Raw genomic sequence first — 22303 nt, 5'->3', positions numbered from 1 at the left:
ATGGCAGTAGGTAGATATTCTAAATACATAAGACCTATTTCTTATTTGGTTGACTTTCTTTTGATTGTCTGGTTGTTACTTTTTATATTTCCTAATATTACTCTTGGAGTAAAAAGTGCTATAGTACTTCTTTTTTTGTGGACAATAATTGCCAATTACACCAATTTTTATGAAGTATACCGCTTCACAGCTCAAAGTAGTATAGTCGCAAAAATATTCAAGCAATTTGCCTTATTTTCATTAGTGTTTATTACACTTTTATTTGCTGCGGAAAGAAAAGTTTCAGTTCTGTTAGTTGTTAAATATCTTCTTTTTTTAGCAGGATTTGTTAGTCTTTTTAAGTTTGGAATTTATTATTTACTAAGAAAATACAGAAAAATACTAGGAGGAAATTACCGTAATGTTATTATTATTGGGCAAAGTGAAAAAAGTGAAGAATTGTCAGATTTTTTCAATAAAAATGATGATTTTGGTTATAAACTACAAAAGCTTTTCTTAGATACTGTTTTAGTCTCTGAAATAGAGCAATTTGTTTCTAAAAATAGAATTGATGAAATATATTGTGACCTTAATAGTGTTTCTAAAGATTGTTCTGATGAAATCATTGCTTTTGCTCACAGTAATTTTAAAACCATTAAACTAATTCCAGATAATTCTGCATTATCACATAATATGTTTTTAGACTATTATGGTTACATTCCTTTAATTTCAATCAGAAAAACACCTCTTGAAACATGGTTCAATTATTGGGTTAAACGAGTTTTTGATTTAGTCTTCTCATTATTAGTAATACTATTTATTCTTTCATGGTTAATTCCAATTATTGCCTTGTTGATTAGATTAGATTCTAAAGGGCCAATCTTTTTTAAACAAAAGCGCCATGGGTTAAATAATCAAGAGTTTGATTGTATTAAATTTAGATCAATGAATGTAAACGCTACTGCTGATACAGAACTAGCTTCAAAAAATGATGTGCGTATCACACGTTTTGGAAAATTTTTAAGAAGCTCAAGTCTAGATGAAATGCCTCAATTTATAAACGTACTTTTAGGCGATATGTCGGTTGTGGGACCACGACCTCACATGTTAAGTGTCAATGAGGATTATGCACAGCGTTTTGATAAATTTATGGAGCGTCATTATATTAGACCAGGCGTTACTGGTCTAGCACAAGTAAATGGTTTTAGAGGAGAGGTTCTTACGGATAAAGATGTTGAGAATCGTTTAAAATTCGACTTGTATTATATAGAAAATTGGACATTGTTTCTTGATATTAAAATAATAGTGATTACAATTAAAAACTTTATTTTAGGAGACGAAAAAGCATACTAAATGAGTGGACTAGTATCGATAATTACTCCAACATACAATTCAGAAAAATTTATAACTGAAACTATTCAATCTGTTCAAAATCAGACTTACGCAAATTGGGAAATGTTGATCGTAGATGACTGTTCGAGTGATAAAACGGTTGCTATTATTCAACAATTTATGGAAGACGATCATCGGATTCATTTGATAAGATTGAACAAAAATTCAGGTGCTTCAAAGGCTAGAAATAAAGCTATAAGTGAAGTTAAAGGTGATTTTATGACTTTTTTGGATGCTGACGATATTTGGTTTCCTGATTTTATTGAAAATAGCATTGCAACAATTCAAAAAACTGGAATCCCTTTTGTTTTTTCTTCCTATAGAAGGTCAAATGAAAAATTAGAATTTGTGTATTCTGATTTTATTGTACCACAAAAAGTAACCTATACAGATATTCTTAAAACGAATTCCATTAGCTGTCTTACCGCTTTTATTGATGTAAAAAAATTAGGTGTAAAACTTATGCCTGATATTCGTAAAAGACAAGACATGGGATTGTGGTTAAAATATTTAAAAGAAATTCCATTTGCTTATGGAATTAAAGAACCCAAAGCTATTTACCGTATTAGAGAGAATTCGCTTTCAAGAGATAAAAAAAAACTATTAAAATACCAATGGCAGTTTTACCGGGATGTGGAGAAATTATCAATTTTTGAATCCATGTATTATATGGTTCAATGGATGGTGCGTGGTTTTTTGAAATATAGAAACTAAAGCAAACTCTGAAACTGTTTCAGTTTTCCTCTCGCTGTTCTTTGTAATGATTCTTTTCGGGTAAACGTAAAGTGTAAATTAGGTTCTAGGTATAAATCAATGGCTTGTTTTATCTTTTCTATTTGTATTGCCGTTAATTCAATTTCAGTCACATAATCTATTTCAAAAGCATTCATTTTTGTTTGTTTGATTACGAATTCTTTAACATTGCCATCATCTTCAATAATACTTTTGGTAACGTAATAAAAAGTCAGTCCTGGCGATTTTTTGCCACTAGGTAAAATGGCAACGTCATTCGTTCGACCAATAAGTTTTTTTAGAATGGGTTTATGGATTGTACTTTTTTCATCTAAAATACCAATATCCCCAATATCATATCGAATAAACGGATGCGCTTTGTTGTACAATGAAGTAATCACAACTTTTCCTTCGGTACCATAAGGAACAGGCTGATTGTTCTCGTCAAGAATTTCTACAAATAAAGTTTCAGCATTCACCAGCCATTCTCCGTCTAAATTTTGAAAAGCAATTAAATCCAATTCTGATGCACCGTATTCGTTTACGATAGGAATTCCAAATTGTTTTTCCATTAGGATTTTATCTTCTTCAAAAAGCATTTCAGAGGTGACCATGCATACTTTTAAAGTTGGACAAACATCTGTTAAAACAATATTTTTCTTTTGAAGAAACTTTGCAAAAAGAACTATAGAACTTGTGTAACCATTAATGTAATCAAAGTTCTTTTGTTGAAATTTTTTTAAAACGTTTTCCAGAACTTTATCAGATAAATCGAAAATAGTAAAACGATATCGCTGTCCTAAAAAATCCTTGATCCGTTCTTTGGTATAACCAATAAAATCTAATGGGATACCATAAAATCGAGCCTGGTAGGATATATTGAAATCAATTCCATACCAACCAAAACGGTAAATAATCGAAGCCCATGTAATAGCATGTGCATATTTGTCTTTCGCAAAAACAAAGGGATCTCCGCTGGAACCCGAAGTCTTATTTTTAAAAACAGTTCTCTCTGTATAACTTTCTGAAAGTCTTTCAGCTAATGGTTTTTGGAAATCTTTTTTGGTCATAACTGGAACGTCATTCCAATTTTCTATTTCAGATTTCCCAACAAAATTCCTGTAGTAAGGATTATTTTGTAAATGATAATTTAAAATTTCTTTCTTCTTCGTATTTATAAAATTTAAACGTTCTTCAGGAGAAAGTTTTAAGATAGTATTAAACTCGGTTTGGGCTTCCTTCATGCGGAAACCATTCAATTTCAAAGACCAATCAAAAAACCGAATCATATTTACTGTTTCTCCAAAAATATAAAAACAACTGTTTTTATATTCGTTTTAAACCAACTATTTTTGCACAACTAATTTACCCTGAGCTTGTCGAAGGGACAACAACACAACAATCATGACAATTTTACTTTTAGGATCAGGCGGTAGAGAACACGCCTTGGCTTGGAAAATGCTTCAAAGTGATAAATGCTCTCAGCTTTTTGTAGCACCTGGTAACGCTGGTACAGCACAAATTGCGACTAATGTTGCTTTAAATCCGCTTGATTTCGAAGCCGTTAAAAATTTTGTGCTTGAAAACAAAATTACAATGGTTGTCGTAGGTCCTGAAGATCCTTTAGTGCACGGAATCTATGACTTCTTCAAGAATGATTCCCAACTGCATGACATTCCTGTAATTGGACCTTCAAAAATTGGTGCTCAACTAGAAGGAAGTAAAGAGTTTGCAAAAGAGTTTTTAGTAAAACACAATATACCAACGGCACGTTATGAAAGTTTCACAAAAGATACTGTTGAACAAGGTTGTGAATTTTTAACCACACTTGAGGCGCCTTATGTTTTAAAAGCCGACGGATTAGCCGCAGGAAAAGGTGTTTTGATTCTAAATGATTTGGCCGAAGCACAACAAGAGTTAAGAAATATGTTGGTAGATGCTAAATTTGGTGAAGCTTCATCAAAAGTGGTTATCGAAGAATTTTTGGACGGAATCGAACTAAGTTGTTTCGTATTAACAGATGGTAAATCATACAAAATATTACCAACAGCCAAAGACTACAAAAGAATAGGCGAGGGCGATACCGGTTTAAATACTGGTGGGATGGGAGCGGTTTCTCCAGTACCATTTGCTGATGCAGTGTTGATGGAAAAAATTGAAAACCGAATTGTAAAACCTACTGTGGAAGGCTTACAAAAAGACGGTATCGAATACAAAGGATTTATCTTTATTGGATTGATCAATGTAAAAGGAGAACCTATGGTAATTGAATACAATGTGCGTATGGGTGATCCGGAAACAGAAGTAGTAATGCCAAGGGTAAAATCGGATTTGGTTGCATTATTTGAAGCAGTTGGCCAACAAAAATTAGAAGAGGTTACTTTAGAAATTGACGAAAGAAGCGCTACTACAATAATAATAGCATCGGGAGGATATCCAGAAGATTATGAAAAAGGGAAGGTAATTTCAGGTATTGAAAACGTAACGGATTCGATTGTTTTTCATGCAGGAACTAAAGCAAAAAACGGAGCTGTTGTAACTAATGGCGGACGTGTTTTGGCCATTACTTCTTACGGAAACACTTTTCCAGAAGCATTACAAAAATCATATAGCAGTATCTCGAAAATTCAATTTGAGAAAATGTATTACAGAAAAGATATTGGTAATGATTTAGTTACCTTATTAAATACTACAAAGTAGATTTTAGAAAAAAAATCAAGCTTTTCAACAACAATAAAGAAATAGTACAAAGCTTTCTCTTAGTTTTATTTTTAAATGAAGAGAAAACTATTTTTACTATTTCTTTTTTTATTTGTTAGAGTCTCGTACTCTCAACAACCTATTACAATACAATTAACCGAAAAAGATAAGCTTCCAGATAATGAATTCTATGATATTCTAGAAGCCAAAGACGGCACTATTTGGCTAGCTGCAGATAAAGGTTTATTTAAATACAACGGTAAAGATTATATTAATTACTCAAACCCAGATAAAAGAGGACTGTCTGTTTTTGGACTTTGTCAGGACGATAAAAACAGAATTTGGTGTAACAATATATCGGGTCAATTTTTTTTTGTTTCAAACAACAAATTAGAATTGTTCATTGACCTAAAAGATGATTTGAATGGCCAACTTCCAGAGTTTTTAATTCAAAAGAATTTCCTTTATGTATTCTTTGAAAAAGGAGTTTACAAAATAAACATTCAAACTAAGCAAAAAACATTACTTCAAGACAATTTTAAAGACAGTTTTTATTACGGATTCCCTGTTAAGCAAGGAGAAACGGTATATTTTGGTTTGTTGAATTCAATTAAAAAAATTGAGAATGATAAAATCAGTAATGAATTTACTTGTAGCAAAAACAGAGTATTACCTAAAAACAATACTTTTTCAGTATATAATGATTGTCTTTTTTTTAGTTCACTATTTGATGACCAACATCACTTTTATTTAAAAACCAAAAAATCAGAATCTTTTAAGGAAATTAATGTTCCTTCAGAATTACTAAAAAAACCAATTATTAGAACATTATTCATTGATGATAAATTTTGGTTTTGTACTAACGAAGGCTTGTATATAGCATCTTTAAAGGGCAATATTTTCACTATTGAAAATCATTATTTAAAAGAAGAAGCCTGTAGTAAAGTCATAAAAGACAGCAATAATAATTACTGGATTACAACCACAAATAATGGGATTTTTGTAATGCCCAATATTGCAATTCAAAAACTGGAAACAGATAAAAGTCAAGGATTAATCAAAAACTTGAAACGAGTAGATAATTACGTTTTTTTCTCTACCATAAAAGGATATTTAGGTGTTTTAAACACAATAGATAATTCGGTTAAAACATTCAAGTTGCCAGTCAGTGAAGAAATTTCAGCATTAGTTTATGAACCGCTAAAAAAATGTCTGTTCGTTAGTCAAAAAAACAACTCGTTTGTTTGGAATTTATCCAATGCAACAATTCAAAAATGTAATTCTTTTACAGCCTCAAAAGATATGTTTTATGATGAGTCTGGAATTTTACTGATAGCGAGTTTTGATAGAGCTAATAGTGTTTTGAATCCATTTCAAAAATATTCTAGTTCAAATACTATAAATATAAACACTCCCTCATTTTTAAGTAATCAGATAAATTATGAATCCAAGAAACTAAGAATGAAAAGAGCCTATACTTGTTTTATAGACAAAAAAACAAAGAACAAGTATGTGGGGTTTGTAGATAATTTTATTTGTTTTGACAGGAATGATAAAGAATCAATCATTTCTTTTAGAAACAAACCAATTTTTGCTATTGATATTGTTCAAACAGATGATCAAACTATATGGGTTTCTACTTTTGAGGATGGTATTATAGGTATTAAAAACAATAAAGCATTCGTTAATTTAAATGACAAAAACGGTTTACTATCTAACCAAACTGGTAAATTAAAAAGTAGTGGAAACGAATTATGGATTAGTTCCGATAAAGGAATTCAAAAATATGACATAAATACCAAGCAGTTCAAAAACATTAGTGTCATTGATGGTTTTGATAATTATGAAATAACAGACTTAGAGAAAGTTGGCCACAAGTTATATATTTCATCAAATAAAGGAATTTTTATAGTAGACACAGAGTCTTGTTTTAAACAATTAAATAAGCCAATTATTTTTTTTACCGATTTTACAGTTCAAGACAAATCTTTAAATCTTGGTTCTAATTATACTTTGGATTATGATAAAAATGCAATAAAAATTTCTTTTAATGCAAATGGTTTTAAGTCTTCTGAGAATATAAACTATATCTATCGATTAAAAAGATTCGATGATAAGTGGACTACTTTAGAATCAGGAATTGATTTTGTACGATTTTCAAGTCTTCCTTCAGGGGATTATGTTTTTGAAGTGAAGGCGAGGTATTTAAACGGACTTACATCCGAACCAATTCTGATGAACATTATTATTAATAAACCTTTTTGGCAAACTTGGTGGTTTTATGTATTAGTGTCATTATTTGTTTTGACAGTTTTTTGGCTGTATTTCAAAAGAAGATTTGCAAGACTCGAAAGTGAAAAAACAATGCTGTTAGAAAAAGCACAGGTCGATAAAGAACTTATTTTTTATCAGTTAGAGAATTTACGTTCGCAAATGAATCCGCACTTTATTTTTAATGCTTTGAATTCAATTCAAGAGTATATAGTGACCAATGAAAAAGCAAATGCAAGTGTTTATTTGGTTAAATTTTCGAAATTAATCCGATTGTATTTAGAACATAGTAGAGAAAGTGAAGTCCCTTTAGAAGAAGAAATTAAAGCACTCCAATTTTATTTGGAACTAGAAAAAGACCGTTTTGAAGACACTTTGAATTTCACCATAAATAAGGAGGAAAGTATTAATTTAAAAACTACCAAAGTACCTTCGTTATTTATTCAACCTTATGTAGAAAATGCTATAAAACATGGGTTGTTACATAAAAAGGAAAATAGAAATGTTTCAATATCATTTACACAAAATACTGATAAAACAGAACTAATTTGTGTGATTGAAGACAATGGAGTTGGAAGACAGGCATCGGAACAAATCAATAAAAACAGAAGAGAACATCATAAATCGTTTGCAACATCTGCAAATCAAAAAAGGGTGGAGTTGATTAACAAAACAAGAACAAAAAAAATAAGTGTTCACATTGAGGATTTATATGATGCAAACCAAAATCCAAGTGGCACTAAAGTAATTATAAATATTCCGTTTTAAAATGAAAGCAGTAATAATAGACGACGAAAACAAAGCTAGAAAATTGATTTTAGCTTTATTGAAAGATGAATATAGTGATTCAATTATTACTTATGAAGCTGAAGATTTGGTTTCAGGATGTAAGCTCATAAAAGAAGAGAAGCCAGACATTGTTTTCTTAGATATAGAAATGCCCAATCATTCTGGACTTCAAATTGCTGAATTTTTGGAATCAAACGAATTAAATTTTCAGTTAATTTTTATCACTGCCTATAACGAATATGCAGTACAAGCTTTTAAACTTTCGGCGGTCGATTATTTGTTAAAACCAATTGATATTCTTGAATTTAAAAGTGCTGTTGAAAAAGCTAAGCATAACATTGAGAAAGGAAATATTACTAATAAACTTGACGAGTTAAAGAAAGTCTTCAATCAATTATCATTAAACAAAATGGTGCTTGAAGTGCCTAAAGGCGTTTTATTTGTTTCTCATGATGATATTATTGCTTTTGAAGCTGATGGAATGTATACAAAAGTGTTTATGCAAGATAACACGACACAACTCATTTGTAAACCTTTGAAACATTTTGTAGAGCAATTAGAAAGTAAATCTATTTTTTATAAACCTCATAGATCTTATTTAATCAATTTAAGATATATGAAAGAATTGTCTAAAAAAGATGGTTATCATATTGTAATGGAAAACAATAAAACAATTCCTGTGGCTAAAGAAAAAAAAGACGAGTTTTTAGAATTGATTCAATCCATGTTTTAACCATTTAGAAAAAAAATCCAGCCATTCAGAAAAATGTAAAACATTAGCTTTTAATTAAGTATGAGATTTGCTTTAAATAAACAAATCGTAGACTTATGAAAAAACTATTACTATTTATCTTTTCGATTGTGCCGTTTTTTTTACTTCATGCACAAATCCCAACTGCTGGATTAATCAAAGATTATAAATTTACTAATGGAGCTTTAACGAGTGATGTTATGCCTTCATTACAAGCAGGAACGACAACATTAGTACCAACAGGCTCAGCAAGAACCATTATTTCGGATAGAAATTCGGAAGTCGACAAAGCCATTACACTTAACGGAGATTCATTTGTTGCTGGGGGAACGAATGCCGCATCGGTTAATAATTACACCATAAGTTTTTGGGTAAAGACTACAGTTAATGAAAGTCCCAAACGCTATATTTTTGATCAACACAATACCGCTACAAATCCAGCCGGTTTTAGTGTAGCGTTAAAAGATGGAAAAATTTACTTCAATGGACAAAGTAGTTGGAGTTCTACTTCTGTTTCTGGAAATAGTGGTGTACGCCAAGTAATCAGTCCTGTGATCAATGACGGACAATGGCATCACATTGTTTGCTCATTAAGCACAAATAGCTCTTTTGTATATGGTGGGGCATTTACCAGCTACACTTTAGTTTTTACTTATTCTATGTTCGTAGATAATGTATCCGTTCCAGGCGATTCCGAAACAGATTATCCAGCAATGCTAACTAGCGAATCACACACTATTAGATCAATTACACCAACCAAACAATTGGTAATCGGGAAAAGTCCAAGTGGGTCGTATTTGGATTACCAAGATAGTATCGACCAAATTCGCTACTATGAAAGAGCATTAAGCGCTTCTGAAATTGACATACTTTATAATGAAGACAAGCCCAAAATCAAACTATATGTCAATGCCGCAGCAACGGGCGCCAATAACGGAACAACTTGGGCAGACGCGTATACGAACCTAGACGCTGCCATTACTGCTTTTACTTCGGTAAATGAAATATGGGTAGCCGCTGGAACTTATAAACCAACGGGTTCGGCACGAACTTCCACTTTTTTGATGAAAAATGCGTTAAAAATGTATGGAGGGTTTAATGGAACTGAAACACTTCTTTCACAAAGAAATCCGAAATTGAATCTTACCATATTAAGCGGTGATATTAGTGGTAATGACAATGCGACCATAACGAACACTGAACCAACTAGACAAGACAACACCTATCATGTTATTACGCTAAAAGGGAATATCAGAGATGTACTTATTGACGGATTTACTATTTCTGGTGGGAATGCTAATGGAGGCACCTTGACTACGGGAACCGCTTCGGCTCAGTTTTACCATACCCGAGGAGGCGCGATCTATGTCAATACCTATGGTGCAAATGATTTGGGTTCGATCACTTTAAAAAATTGTATTTTAGAAAAAAATACCGGATCAGACACCGCTGTTTCGTCAGGTTTTTTTGCTAGTGGAGTAAACAACCAAAGCTATCGAACCGATTTTGAATCGTGTATTATTAGAAATAATTTTTCGGCTGCAAATGCTCAAATTTTAATTGGCGGCGCTTCAGGATTTGGCTTGATTGCGAATGCTACAATTACGAATTCATTATTTCATAATAACGTGAGTGCTTCTGGACCTTCATGTTTGTATTTTAGCGCAAGTTTTTCAAATGGTGGAACTACTTTAGGAATTAGCGCCAGTGTAGTTAATTCAACATTTGCTAATAACACTGGATTAAATGGAAATGTTGTTAGAACAGATAATGGAAGTAATACTTATTTTAAAAATTCTATTATTTATGGAAATGGAAGCAATACCCCTTTTGTAATTTCAGGAATTTTGGGAGGACCAACATTACAAAGTACCATTTCTCAAGGAGGTCAAATAAGTGGTATTAATTCAAATCCACTTCTTAATAGTGATTACACACTTCAATCGGGTTCACCGGCCATTGATGCAGGAAATAATACTTTAATCGTTGCAGGTATGCCTTATGATTTGAATGGTAATAATAGAATTGTAAACTCGACTGTAGATATGGGTGCTTATGAATATGATTCCGCTTTAGGAGCAGAAGAATTTGCTGCTAAAAATGAATTCAAAATTTACCCAAATCCTTTTCAAGATAGTATCACAATAGATTCCAACAATAATATTAAAGAAGTAAATGTATTTACTATTGATGGAAAGCAAATAATGAACTCTAAAAAATCAGAATTGTATTTGGGTAATCTAAACAGCGGAATGTATATTGTTAAAATTATATTTGATGATTCTACGGTATCAGTAAAAAAAATAGTAAAAAAATAATAGTAATAATAAAGCATTAAAGCCACGTTTTGCGTGGCTTTTGTTTTTTTATATAAGTCCTTTTACATATTTAAATCTCAAGTAATAAGGAAAGCTTTAAGAAAAAAAGAAATAAAATTGAGAAATCTTAATTCAGAAAGTCAGAACTAAATTTCAGAAATAGATTGATTTCGTTCCGATGTAATGTTCTATTTTTGATTAGTTGAAATTAAATACATTATACACGCTTTTCTTTCTTGTCTTGGTTAACATAGCCATGGCACAAGACCCCATTACCATAAAATTATCCGAAAAAGAAGGCTTACCAGATGTAGAATTTTATGATATAATTGAAGATCATAAAGGATTTATTTGGCTTGCCGCAGATAAAGGCCTTTTTCGTTTTGATGGTTCTGAATATTTGAATTATTCAAACAAAGACAAAAGAGGACTTTCTGTTTTTGGGCTAACTTTTGACAATCAAAACAACTTATGGTGTAATAACATTTCAGGGCAATTTTTTAAAATCGTAGACAATAAATTAGTTTTAGCTTTAGACTTAAAAAACGAACTCAAAGGTCAATTAGCAGAGTTCTTATTCATAGATGATTGTATAGTAATAGTAGCCGTAAATTCTATAATCTCAATAAACTTAAAAACGAATAAGCGCATTGATTTATATGCACAATTGCAAAATGAAAGCCTAACAGTTCGTTCTCCTTATATCTATAAAAATAAGGTACTATTTCCTATTAATGACAAAGTTTACACGTTATCAAATCAAAAACTTATTCAAATTACAAATAGTTCAATTCTTGAATATAGCGATCAAGATATGTTAAGTTTTTTTGAATATAGTGGGAACCTATATCTAAAAAATTTTAATACAATATCAAACGCAAATACTTTTTATCAAATTATTGATAAAGATCTAATTCCTATTAAGTTTCCTAAAGTATTAAACACCACAAAAATTATTAGAGCTAAACAAGTAAAAGATGAAATTTGGTTTTGCACATCAAATGGTATAATTACGTTGAACAAAAAAAACAATCATTTTCAAATAAGTAATACGTTTTACAAAAATGATTTTATAACCAATTTTATAGAAGATAAAAACCATACATTTTTTGTTTCAACGCTTAATAATGGTGTTTTTATCATTCCAGATTTAAACATTAAGGTTTTTGATGATAACGTGGCCAAAGGTGTTATTTCAGCGATTGAAAAAATTGATGACAAAACAATTGCATTTGGAACCATAAAAGGGGAATTATTTTTAAGAAATCAAGAGACTCAAAAAACAACTTCAATACAGTTAAATTCATCAGCTAAAGTAACCGCTTTAGCCTATTTAAAGTCATTGAATTGTTTATTGATTAGCAATGAAAATAACTCTTATATATTAAACTTAAAAAACAATAAACTATTAGTTTTAGAAAGTTTAGTCCGAAATGCAAAAGATTTAAAAGCCATTCCATTAAGTAACAAGTTTGTTCTTTGTGGTTATAATATGGCTTCTGTAATGGAATTCAAAAACAATAGTATTGTTAAAACTAAAGAGCTAGACTCTAAGCGAGCTTATAAATGTTTTTATGATAAAGATACCGAAGCTATTTATATTTCATTTGTAGATAGTTTTCTGAAATTCGATAAAAATTTTAATAGTCAAAACATTCAGTTTAATACAAAAAATATTGTTGGGAAGGACATTTGTAAAACTGCAGATGGCACCATCTGGATTGCCACATTTAATGATGGAATAATCGGTTTTAAAAATGATAAGTTTTTCAAAAAAATAGATTTAAAAAACGGCCTACTCTCTCATGTTGTACTTCAATTGCAATCTGATGCGGAAAACTTATGGATTTTAACAGATTTAGGTGTCCAAGTCTACAATACTAAAAATAATTTAGCACAAGTAAAACTAAACAACAAAAATACGAATATTGGTGGAGTTAAAAACATCATTATTAAAGAGTCTAGCTTATTGTTCGCAACACAAGACGCTTTCTTTGAAATGAGTAAAAAGAGTGAGCGAAAAGAATATTCCCCCAGAGAAATTTACATAAAATCGGTTACAATTAACGAAAGAGATACTCTTGTTTCAAGCAGCTATGATTTACCATATCATAAGAATAGAATTAAATCCAACTTTCATGTCAATGGTTATTTTCCTGAAGAAGAATTGCAATTTCAATATCGTTTAAACGGACTAAATGAGAATTGGATTTCCATTGAAAAAAACACTCGATTTGTAAATTTTAACAGTTTACCATCAGGATCATATACTTTTGAAATTAGATGCAAAACCTTGAGTGATGAAAAGTTTGTTTCCACAAAAATTACTTTTAAAATCAATCGTCCTTTCTGGGCCACTTGGTGGTTTATCACTTTAATGGCTTTGTCGGCAATTGGGATTATAATTTTATTTTACCGAAATAAATTGGCCATCAAAGAAAAAGAGAAAGAATTAGCGCTAAAAAATGCAAAATTCGAAAATGAATTAGCGGTTTTAAAACTAGAGAATTTAAAATCACAAATGAATCCTCATTTTATATTCAATGCTTTAAATTCTATTCAAGAGTATATCATCTTAAATCAGAAAAATTTAGCGAGCTCGTATTTGGCAAAATTTGCCGATTTAATTAGAGCTTATTTGGAGCACAGTAATAAAGGCTATATTACTATACGAGAAGAAATAGAATGCTTGGATATTTATTTACAATTAGAAAAACTCCGATTCGAAGATAAATTTGAATATGCATTACACGGAATTGAAAACAATGACCATTTAAAAATTCCAACGATGTTAATTCAGCCTTATGTTGAAAACGCTATTAAGCATGGACTTCTTCATAAAAAAGACAATAGAAAATTAACCATAAGTTTTGAGTTACTAACTAACCAATCGATGTTAAAATGTATTGTTTTAGATAACGGGATTGGACGTGTAAAAGCAAATGAAATTCAGAATAAAAAACACAGTTCTTTTGCCACCGAAGCTACTGCTCATCGATTAGAGTTATTGAATTTTGGGAAAGAGAAAAAAATCGGTGTAGAAATAGAAGATTTGTACGATACTACAATTCCATTGGGGACAAAAGTTACTTTATTAATTCCAATACTAAATTAAAATGAAAGCAATTATAATTGATGACGAAAGAAAAGCGAGAAATTTACTTCGGGTTTTAATAGAAGAGAATTGCCCTAAAATAAATGATGTCTTCGAAGCTGAAGATTTGCTTTCTGGTGTTGCATTAATCAAAGAACACCAACCTCAAATAGTATATTTAGATATAGAAATGCCTGAACATTCAGGGTTAGAATTGTTGAATTTCATCAATAAAGAAGAGGTAAATTTCGAAATTATATTTACAACAGCTTATAGTGAATTTGCAGTAAAAGCTTTTCAATTATCGGCTATTGATTATTTATTAAAGCCATTACGAGCGGAAGCTGTTGTTGAAGCTACTGAAAAAGCAATTGCACAAATTGGAAAGTCAAATATCAGTTTAAAATTAGAAGAATTAAAAAACAGTTTAAAATCAAGTAACTTCAATAAAATAGGTTTGCCTTTTGCAGACGGATTTAAATTTGTAACAATTGAAGATGTCATTTTATTTGAAGCAGATGGGATGTACACTAAAGTAACCACCACAAGAGAAACCGAAATGTTAGTTTGTAAACCGCTTCGTCATTTTGTATCCTTACTGGAAAACTTACCCTATTTCTATAAACCACACCGTTCTTATTTTATCAATTTAAAGTTTATTAAAGAATACATTAAAAAAGATGGAGGTTATATAGTAATGGAGAATGATAAAACGGTTTCTATTTCAAATGATAATAAAGATGAGTTTTTAACGCTTATTCAAAATATAGGATAAATGCTTTAGCAAGTCAAAACTTAGTTTCAGAAAGTCGTTTTATAAACGGCTTTTTTTATGCAGATTTTTGATTTATAAAAACTAAAAATCATGAAACAAACTTTACTTCTTTTATTAGTCTCTCTCTATTCTTTGGCTCAAAATCCAACAAATGGTTTAGTAGCTCAATACGGTTTTAATAATGGAGCTGTTTTAGTAGATGATGCCAATGGTAATAATTTTACTCAAACCGGTACTTCGCTAACAGAAGTTAATAATCGTTATGGAAACCCACCTACAAGTGCTGTTAGTTTAAATGGAGATCATTTAACACGTTCAGACATAGACTTCCCTATAGACGGATTAGGTTATGGAAATTTTGAAACACTTAGTTTCTGGATTAAAACTACAACAAATGATTCTGATACACGAATTATTATTGATGATAGTAACAGAACTAGTTTTGCATCTTCAACTTGGGCAGGAAATTATGTTTATTTAGTAAATGGTTTTATTGGTGCTCAGCTTGGAGTACAATATTATCAAGCATCTTTAGGTTATAGAAGCGGAGGTGTACTAACGAACAAATTTGTTAGTGATGGAAATTGGCATCATGTAGCTGTTTTACTTTCTAATTCAATTGGTTATGGGGGTTGTTGTACCACAACAATATATAATTCATTAAGTGTTTATATAGATGGTGTAAATGCAGGAAGCGGAGGAAACAGTCAATCTTCAACTTCAAGTATAAGTTTAGCGCAATCTCATGATACCAATGGAAATATTACAGTGGGGAACAATAGATCAAATTCTCTTCCAAATAACAACCGATATTTCGACGTAGTTGATGATATTCTATTTTACAATCGTTTATTAACTCCTACAGAAATTTCAGACATAGCTAATTATAATTTTTGTTTTGCACCAGATTCGACTATTTTATCAGCGAGCGCTATCACTCAAACTTCAGCAACTATAAATATTACAGGAAGCAATACATACGATATAGCATACCATAAAACTTCAGAGCCTTTTGCAAATGCAATAATTGTTTCAGGAATCAATACTGGTTCATCAAACTTAACTTCATTAGATGTTTTTACAGATTATAAAGTCTATGTTAGAAGACAATGTACAAGTAACACCACAGGTTGGTCTCAACCCATAACATTTAGAACAGCTAGAACTCTAGGATATATATATGTTAATCAAAATGCTGTAGGAAACAACAATGGAATTTCTTGGACAAACGCATATACTTCAATAACAGATGCATTAGCGATAGCTCAAAACAATGAAGAAATTTGGATCGCAGAAGGTGTTTACACACCACACGCTTCGGATAGAAGTGCTTCCTTTACTGTAAATGTCCCTGGAATTAAAATTTATGGTGGATTTGAGGGAACAGAAACACAACTCTCAGATCGTATAATAGGAGCTCATGAAACCATTTTATCAGGAGATTTGTTAGCAAACGATGATAATATTATTAGTTATACAAATTCTACTCGTGTCGATAACAGTTATACAGTAGTAAATATTCTAGCTGATAATATAGAATTAAATGGATTAACAATCTCTGGCGGACATGCAAATGGCGCATCAGGATCTGCAACAGAAGCGAGATATGGTGGCGGAATTCACAAAAGTGCAAGTACTAGAAATTTAACCATCAAAAATTGTAAAGTAATTAAAAATGTTTCTAAAGAAGCAGGAGGAGCCATTAGTTCTGGTTTTGGTGCAACAGCAGGAACAAGTAGTTTAACCATTAACGGTTCTGAATTTTCTGAAAATTTATCAGCAATTGGTGGGGCGATTTATTCGGCTTCTACTGGAACTTCAACAGTTAGTTATTTTATTTCCAACTCTGTATTTTCAAAAAACAAAGTAGGAGACATTAATGGAGCAGCTACAGGTTATGCAGGAAGTTCTATGTGGTTACGAGCTTATAATAATAGTTCGACTATGATTTCAAATATTGTCAACTGTACTTTTGTTGATAACGTTGATGAAGGAACTGCTTCTGGAATGAATAATATGAGTAGAGTAACACTTGCTTTAACAAAGAATACATCGGCAAATCATACTGCTACTTTATCGAATAGTATTTTTTGGAACAATAAAGGCCTTTCGAACGCTGTTGCTAGACCAATTGGTGGGTTTATTGAGAGTATGATTCCATCAATGACTATCAAAAATTCTATTGACGAAACTAATTTTACAGGAGTAACATTAAGTGGTACGTCTGGAAATAATAGTAGTTCAAATCCATTATTTACTAATCTATCAAACGGCGATTATACTTTAAGTAATGGTTCTCCTGCTATTGATTCAGGAGATAATTTAAGTGTTATAGGCGTTGCAGATTTACTAGGAATGCAAAGAATTTACAATTCAACTGTTGATATGGGAGCTTATGAATATGGTGCTACTTTAGGTTTTAATACAAATTCATTTTCAGATTTTTCAGTTTTTCCAAATCCAACAGCTGGAATTTTGAATGTAAGAAGTGCAATAAATATTTACAGAATTGAAATATATTCTTTAGAAGGAAGAAAAATAAAAGAAGCTAAAAACAGCATTTTAGATATTTCAGATCTATCAAGTGGAATTTATCTATTGAAAGTAAAAACAGAAGAAGGTAAATTTGGAACTAAAAAAATAATTAAGAATTAATCAGTTACACTATTCTAATAAAAAAAGCCACTATTTAAGTGGCTTTTTTTATTATTTTAAAAACGAGTGAGCTGTTGTATCTTGCTCGTCTTCGTTATTGTCTTTGAATATTTTTAATTGAGTAGTCCAGTAGTAGATATAATAACTGATGATTCCCCAAAGAACCCAGTTTACTATATTAGCAATCCACCAATTATCTAATTCAGTAGCACGCATTAAATCGTGTGGAGCGAACAAAATTTGTTCGAAAAGCCATTGAATTCCTTCAAAAAATGATTTCATCATAATGAATGTATTATATTTACACAGCAAAAATATAAAATATACTCATGATAACAAGCGTTTTTAGTAAATCTAGACCAATAAATTATATTTTAATTACTTCTTTGCTGATTTTATGTTTTACTGTTTACCAGTTTAATACCAATTTTAACACAATATCAGGTCTAGAAATTGTAAAAAAAATAGCCATATTAATCATATTAATTGGTTCGTTATTCATAACAAATTTTATAACTAAAAAGAATAGTCTTAGTAAAGACAATAGTTACACTTTTCTTTTGGTTTGTGTATTTTTTATTCTTTTTCCAACAGTTTTCTCAAATGCTAGTTTGGTTATTTCTAATGCCTTAATCTTGCTGGCATTACGAAGATTGATATCGATGCAATCAATGATTACACCCAAAGAGAAAATTTTTGATGCATCTATATGGATTTTTGCCGCAAGTTTATTTCATTTTTGGAGTATAATCTTCATTCTTTTGGTTTACATCTCAATTATTTTTCACGTTTCAAGAGATTACAGAAATTGGATTATACCTTTTATTGGATTTTTTACAGTAGTAATTATCAGTGTTCTTTTCTCATTAATTTTTGACCCTACATTAATTGAAAGTTATATTAAATCAATACAAATAAATCTCAACCTAAAATATATAGAAACCATTTTTCAGAGTTTTGCATTAGGTATATATATTGTAGTTGCTTTGTTGGCTTTTTTGAGTATGTTATTTATTTTATCACACAAATCCCTTAATCTTCAAGCTTCATATAAAAAGATAATTTATGCTTTTATACTTGGATTAATAATATTTTTCATCTCTCCACATAAAGATAACAGCTATCTTATTTTTACATTTGTTACTGTAGCCATTATGTTAACTAATTATCTAGAAACTATTGAAAAATATTGGATAAAAGAAACAATTTTGGGCACTATTATTTTTGCGAGCTTACTTAATCTTGTATTGCGATTATTATAATTTACTGCCGTAAGCTAAATCTCCAGCATCACCTAAACCAGGAACAATGTAGTTTTTTTCGTTTAGTTTATCGTCAAGAGCCGCCACCCACAAATGGCAGTTTTCTGGAAGATTTTTTTGAAGATATTCAACACCCTCAGGAGCCGCAATTACAACAGCAATATGAATTTCTTTAGGTTTTTGTTCCAAATGTAGTTTTTGTAAAACAGCTACAATAGATTGACCAGTAGCTAACATAGGATCAATTAAGATTAAATTTTTTCCTTCAAATGATGGAGCTGCTTGGTATTCAACTAAAATATCAAAAGCATCATCATTATTATAGTGATGACGGTAAGCAGAAACGAATCCGTTTTCTGCATCATCAAAAAAATTCATGAATCCTTGGTGTAACGCTAAACCTGCTCTTAAAATCGAACATAAAACCACTGGTTCGGCAACAGTAGTTGTGTGTTTTATACCTAGTGGTGTTTGCACATCAATGTTTTTATAATCTAAAGTTTTGCTTAATTCATAAGCCATAATTTCTCCTATACGCTCAATGTTTTTACGAAAACGCATGCTGTCTTTTTGAATATGAATATCTCGAAGCTGAGTAAGAAAATGGTTTAGAATACTGTTTTGTTCAGAAATATAATGGATATGCATTTTGATAATTTTTACAAATTGAGGATAAAAGTACAAAAAAACGCTACTTTTGTAAAAAATAAAGAGTCAAAACTATGTTTGCAGAATTTGCTTTTCCAATATTTGAGCGTTGCATCAATGAGTATCATGCAATTGATGATGTGTATCAACCAGCCTTGAACCCCTATGAAAAAGGTTCAATAGAATATTTATTATATGCTAAAAACTGGGTAGATACCGTACAATGGCATTATGAGGATATTATTCGTGATCCGCAAATTGATCCAGTGGCTGCTTTAGATTTAAAACGTAAAATTGACGCTTCTAATCAAGTTCGTACAGATATGGTTGAGTACATTGATAGTTATTTTTTACAGAAATATAGCAACGTACAGGTAAAACCAAATGCTAAAATTAATACAGAAAGTCCAGCATGGGCAATTGACCGTTTGTCAATTTTAGCATTGAAAATTTACCACATGAGTGAAGAAGCAAACCGTGCTGAAGCAACTCCAGAACACCGTGCTAAATGTCAAGAAAAACTAAATGTTTTGTTGGATCAAAAAAATGATATGTTTGTTTCTATTAGTCAATTAATTGAAGATATTGAAAATGGAGACAAATACATGAAAGTGTATAAACAAATGAAAATGTATAACGACGAGGAATTAAATCCTGTGTTGTATCAAAATAAAAAATAAGCTGTTTCGATGTCAAGCATCAAACACATTTTAGTTATAAGGCTTTCAGCTATGGGTGACGTTGCAATGACGGTTCCAGTGTTGAGAGCTTTTTCTTTGCAATATCCTGATGTAAAGATTACAGTGGTTTCACGTCCTTTTTTTAAACCTTTTTTTGACGGAATCTCAAATTTGGCTTTTTTTCCAATTGATGTTAAAGAAAGACACAAAGGATTTTTAGGATTATTGCGTTTATATTGGGATTTAAAAAAACACAAAATCGATGCCGTAGCAGATTTGCACAATGTACTACGATCTAAAGTAGTTAGAAATCTGTTTGCTTTGAGAGGAAAAAAAGTCAGCGCAACAGATAAAGGTAGAGCAGATAAAAAAGCTTTAACAAGAGCTGAAAACAAAGTATTTGCCCCAGTAAAATCAATGTTTGAAAGACATTGTGATACTTTTGAAAAGTTAGGTTTTCCAATCGATTTATCTAATCCAATATTTCCTTCTAAGTCACTTCTTTCAGAAGATATTCTGTCATTAGCTCAAATTAAATCAGAGAAATGGATTGGTATTGCGCCTTTTGCACAATACGATTCAAAAGTTTATCCTTTAGATTTAATGCAGAAGGTAATTGACGAATTGGCACATTCTGGAAATAAAATCTTTTTGTTTGGAGGAGGAGAAAAAGAAATTTCACTTCTTAACACCTTAAAAGGAAGTCATCAGAATGTAATTGTTGTTGCGGGTAAAATTAAGCTTCAACAGGAAATGGATTTGATATCGAATTTGGATATTATGCTTTCTATGGATTCTGGTAACGCTCATATAGCAGCCATGTTAGGCATAAAAGTAATTACGCTTTGGGGAGCAACACATCCTTATGCAGGATTTAAACCGTTTAATCAGTCAATGGATTTTTGTATTACAGCCGATAGAGAAAAATATCCTTTGATTCCCACATCAGTTTATGGAAACAAAAAAGTTGAAGGATATGAAGATGCGATGCGAAGTATTTTGCCAGAAACGATTATTAATAAAATAAAAAAGGAGCTTTAAAAAAGCTCCTTTTTTTTAAACGTCATCATAATCGACGGTTATTTCGGCAGATGTGGGGTGTGCCTGACAAGTCAAAATTAATCCACTTGCTATTTCTTTATCTGTTAAGATTGAATTTTTCTTCATTTCAGCAGAACCGTTAGTTATTCTAGCAATACAGCTACTACAAATACCTCCTTGACACGAATATGGAGCATCCATTCCATGTTTTAATGCTGCTTCAAGTAAAGTTTGTTTTGAAGACATTTCAAATGTTTCTTCATCTCCATCAACTAAAACAGTAATTTTTGTATGCTCATTTTTGCTGGTATCAACTGCATTTTCTTGAGTTGAGGCAGAGAATAATTCAAATTTTATATCTTTTTCGGCAACATTTTTTTCTTTTAAGACTCCGTTAACGGTGTTAATCATTTCTTCGGGGCCACACAAATAGTATTTTGAAAATTCTTTACCTATGTGCTTTGTGTTTAGAACATTGTTTACTACTGATTTGTCAATTCGGCCAAAAAAATCAGAATGATTAGATTGACTAAACACATAATGAATAAAAAATCGACCAAGATACTTACTTTGTAATTCGTTTAATTGATTGTAAAAAATAGTTTCTTCTGGAGATTTATTACCATAAACTAAAGCAAAAGTACTGTTTGGCTCTTGCGACAAAACGGTTTGAAGAATTGACATTATTGGAGTTATACCACTTCCAGCTGCGAATGCCATGTAATTTCTTTGCTTGTCATGATGCGGTTCGTAAGTGAATTTACCTTCAGGAGTACCTACCTCTAGAATGCTACCTTCTTTTAATTCAGTATTAGCAAATTTAGAAAAATATCCATTTTTTACTGCTTTAATAGCTATTCTTAATTCGCCGCTATTTGGTGATGAACAAATTGAATATGCTCTTCTAATTTCTTTACCGTCTAAAGTAAGTTTTAAATTAACATATTGCCCTGCGGTGAATTGATAAAAATCTTTAAATTCGTTAGGAACATTAAATACCACCGAAATACTTTGAGGAGTTTCTCTTTTAATTTCTTTTATAGTGAGTTTGTAAAATGTCGACATGCTTTTTCTTTTTAGCAAAATTAACAAACAAGGCTGACATATTCTTAAATTCTTATAAAATTAAAAAATGTTATTTTTTTCTGAATTGTAAAAAGAAACGTACTTTTACAGGTTATAATACTAAAAATAGTATTTAGAAGTTATATTTAAA

At 30.9% G+C, this 22303-nt stretch carries 16 protein-coding genes; 12 read left to right on the top strand and 4 right to left on the bottom strand.

The window, feature by feature from the left end; translation table 11 throughout:
- Both BUC09_RS01620 and BUC09_RS01615 read left to right on the top strand, forming a co-directional pair.
- On the top strand, positions 1-1332 hold the full coding sequence (locus tag BUC09_RS01620; protein ID WP_073308043.1) for an exopolysaccharide biosynthesis polyprenyl glycosylphosphotransferase: 1332 nt from the start codon (positions 1-3) through the stop codon (positions 1330-1332).
- Positions 1333-2085, top strand: coding sequence for a glycosyltransferase family 2 protein (locus tag BUC09_RS01615; RefSeq protein ID WP_073308041.1), 753 nt, complete (start codon positions 1333-1335; stop codon positions 2083-2085).
- Here the strand turns inward: BUC09_RS01615 and BUC09_RS01610 are convergent.
- Positions 2082-3392, bottom strand: a complete 1311-nt coding sequence (locus BUC09_RS01610; protein ID WP_073308039.1) for a phenylacetate--CoA ligase family protein — start codon at positions 3390-3392, stop codon at positions 2082-2084. The two genes, BUC09_RS01615 and BUC09_RS01610, sit on opposite strands and share 4 nt — an antisense overlap.
- Before the next feature lie 115 nt (positions 3393-3507).
- Between BUC09_RS01610 and purD the strand changes: the two genes are divergently transcribed.
- The 7 genes from purD to BUC09_RS01575 all read left to right on the top strand — a co-directional run bounded on the left by purD (position 3508) and on the right by BUC09_RS01575 (position 17456).
- Positions 3508-4803, top strand: a complete 1296-nt coding sequence (gene purD / locus BUC09_RS01605; RefSeq protein ID WP_073308037.1) for a phosphoribosylamine--glycine ligase — start codon at positions 3508-3510, stop codon at positions 4801-4803.
- Positions 4804-4878: 75 nt separating this feature from the next.
- Positions 4879-7842 carry a sensor histidine kinase gene (locus BUC09_RS01600; RefSeq protein WP_073308035.1) on the top strand — a complete coding sequence of 988 codons (2964 nt, stop codon included), beginning with the start codon at positions 4879-4881 and terminating at the stop codon, positions 7840-7842.
- Between the two features lies 1 nt (position 7843).
- Entirely contained in the window at positions 7844-8596 is a 753-nt protein-coding gene (locus BUC09_RS01595) for a LytR/AlgR family response regulator transcription factor (RefSeq protein WP_073308033.1), read from the top strand.
- Between the two features lie 95 nt (positions 8597-8691).
- Entirely contained in the window at positions 8692-10932 is a 2241-nt protein-coding gene (locus BUC09_RS01590; protein ID WP_073308032.1) for a LamG-like jellyroll fold domain-containing protein, read from the top strand.
- A gap of 256 nt (positions 10933-11188) precedes the next feature.
- Complete coding sequence (locus tag BUC09_RS01585; RefSeq protein ID WP_073308031.1) at positions 11189-14047, top strand: sensor histidine kinase; 2859 nt, start codon at positions 11189-11191, stop codon at positions 14045-14047.
- Position 14048: 1 nt separating this feature from the next.
- Positions 14049-14801: a LytR/AlgR family response regulator transcription factor gene (locus tag BUC09_RS01580; RefSeq protein ID WP_073308030.1), complete on the top strand. Its 753-nt coding sequence runs from the start codon at positions 14049-14051 to the stop codon at positions 14799-14801.
- A 90-nt stretch (positions 14802-14891) separates the two neighbouring features.
- A complete protein-coding gene (locus BUC09_RS01575) occupies positions 14892-17456 on the top strand; it encodes a T9SS type A sorting domain-containing protein (RefSeq protein WP_073308029.1) in 2565 nt (854 codons plus the stop codon).
- 51 nt (positions 17457-17507) lie between these two features.
- Here the strand turns inward: BUC09_RS01575 and BUC09_RS01570 are convergent, their stop codons facing one another.
- Positions 17508-17738 (bottom strand): DUF6341 family protein, encoded by a 231-nt coding sequence (locus BUC09_RS01570; RefSeq protein WP_073309006.1) that lies wholly within the window; start codon positions 17736-17738, stop codon positions 17508-17510.
- 47 nt (positions 17739-17785) lie between these two features.
- Here BUC09_RS01570 and BUC09_RS01565 point away from each other — a divergent pair, with 47 nt between their 5' ends.
- A complete protein-coding gene (locus BUC09_RS01565) occupies positions 17786-18718 on the top strand; it encodes a DUF6427 family protein (protein ID WP_073308028.1) in 933 nt (310 codons plus the stop codon).
- Here BUC09_RS01565 and upp read toward each other — a convergent pair.
- Positions 18713-19366: a uracil phosphoribosyltransferase gene (upp, locus tag BUC09_RS01560; protein ID WP_073308027.1), complete on the bottom strand. Its 654-nt coding sequence runs from the start codon at positions 19364-19366 to the stop codon at positions 18713-18715. The two genes, BUC09_RS01565 and upp, sit on opposite strands and share 6 nt — an antisense overlap.
- A gap of 74 nt (positions 19367-19440) precedes the next feature.
- On the opposite strand from upp, the gene BUC09_RS01555 reads away from it, so the two are divergent.
- The gene (locus tag BUC09_RS01555; RefSeq protein WP_073308024.1) at positions 19441-20046 is read left to right on the top strand and encodes a DUF4254 domain-containing protein; all 606 of its coding nucleotides are present in this window, start codon (positions 19441-19443) and stop codon (positions 20044-20046) included.
- Positions 20047-20055: 9 nt separating this feature from the next.
- Positions 20056-21087 carry a glycosyltransferase family 9 protein gene (locus BUC09_RS01550; protein ID WP_073308022.1) on the top strand — a complete coding sequence of 344 codons (1032 nt, stop codon included), beginning with the start codon at positions 20056-20058 and terminating at the stop codon, positions 21085-21087.
- A 15-nt stretch (positions 21088-21102) separates the two neighbouring features.
- Here BUC09_RS01550 and BUC09_RS01545 read toward each other — a convergent pair whose 3' ends face one another.
- A complete protein-coding gene (locus tag BUC09_RS01545) occupies positions 21103-22152 on the bottom strand; it encodes a ferredoxin--NADP reductase (RefSeq protein WP_073308020.1) in 1050 nt (349 codons plus the stop codon).
- Between the last annotated feature and the right edge of the window lie 151 nt (positions 22153-22303).

It is taken from the genome of Flavobacterium terrae, assembly GCF_900142035.1.
In the GTDB taxonomy this organism is placed as follows: Bacteria; Bacteroidota; Bacteroidia; order Flavobacteriales; family Flavobacteriaceae; genus Flavobacterium; species Flavobacterium terrae.
The sequence above is the reverse complement of the archived record's forward strand: the minus strand, read 5'-3'. Positions and strand labels throughout refer to the sequence as shown.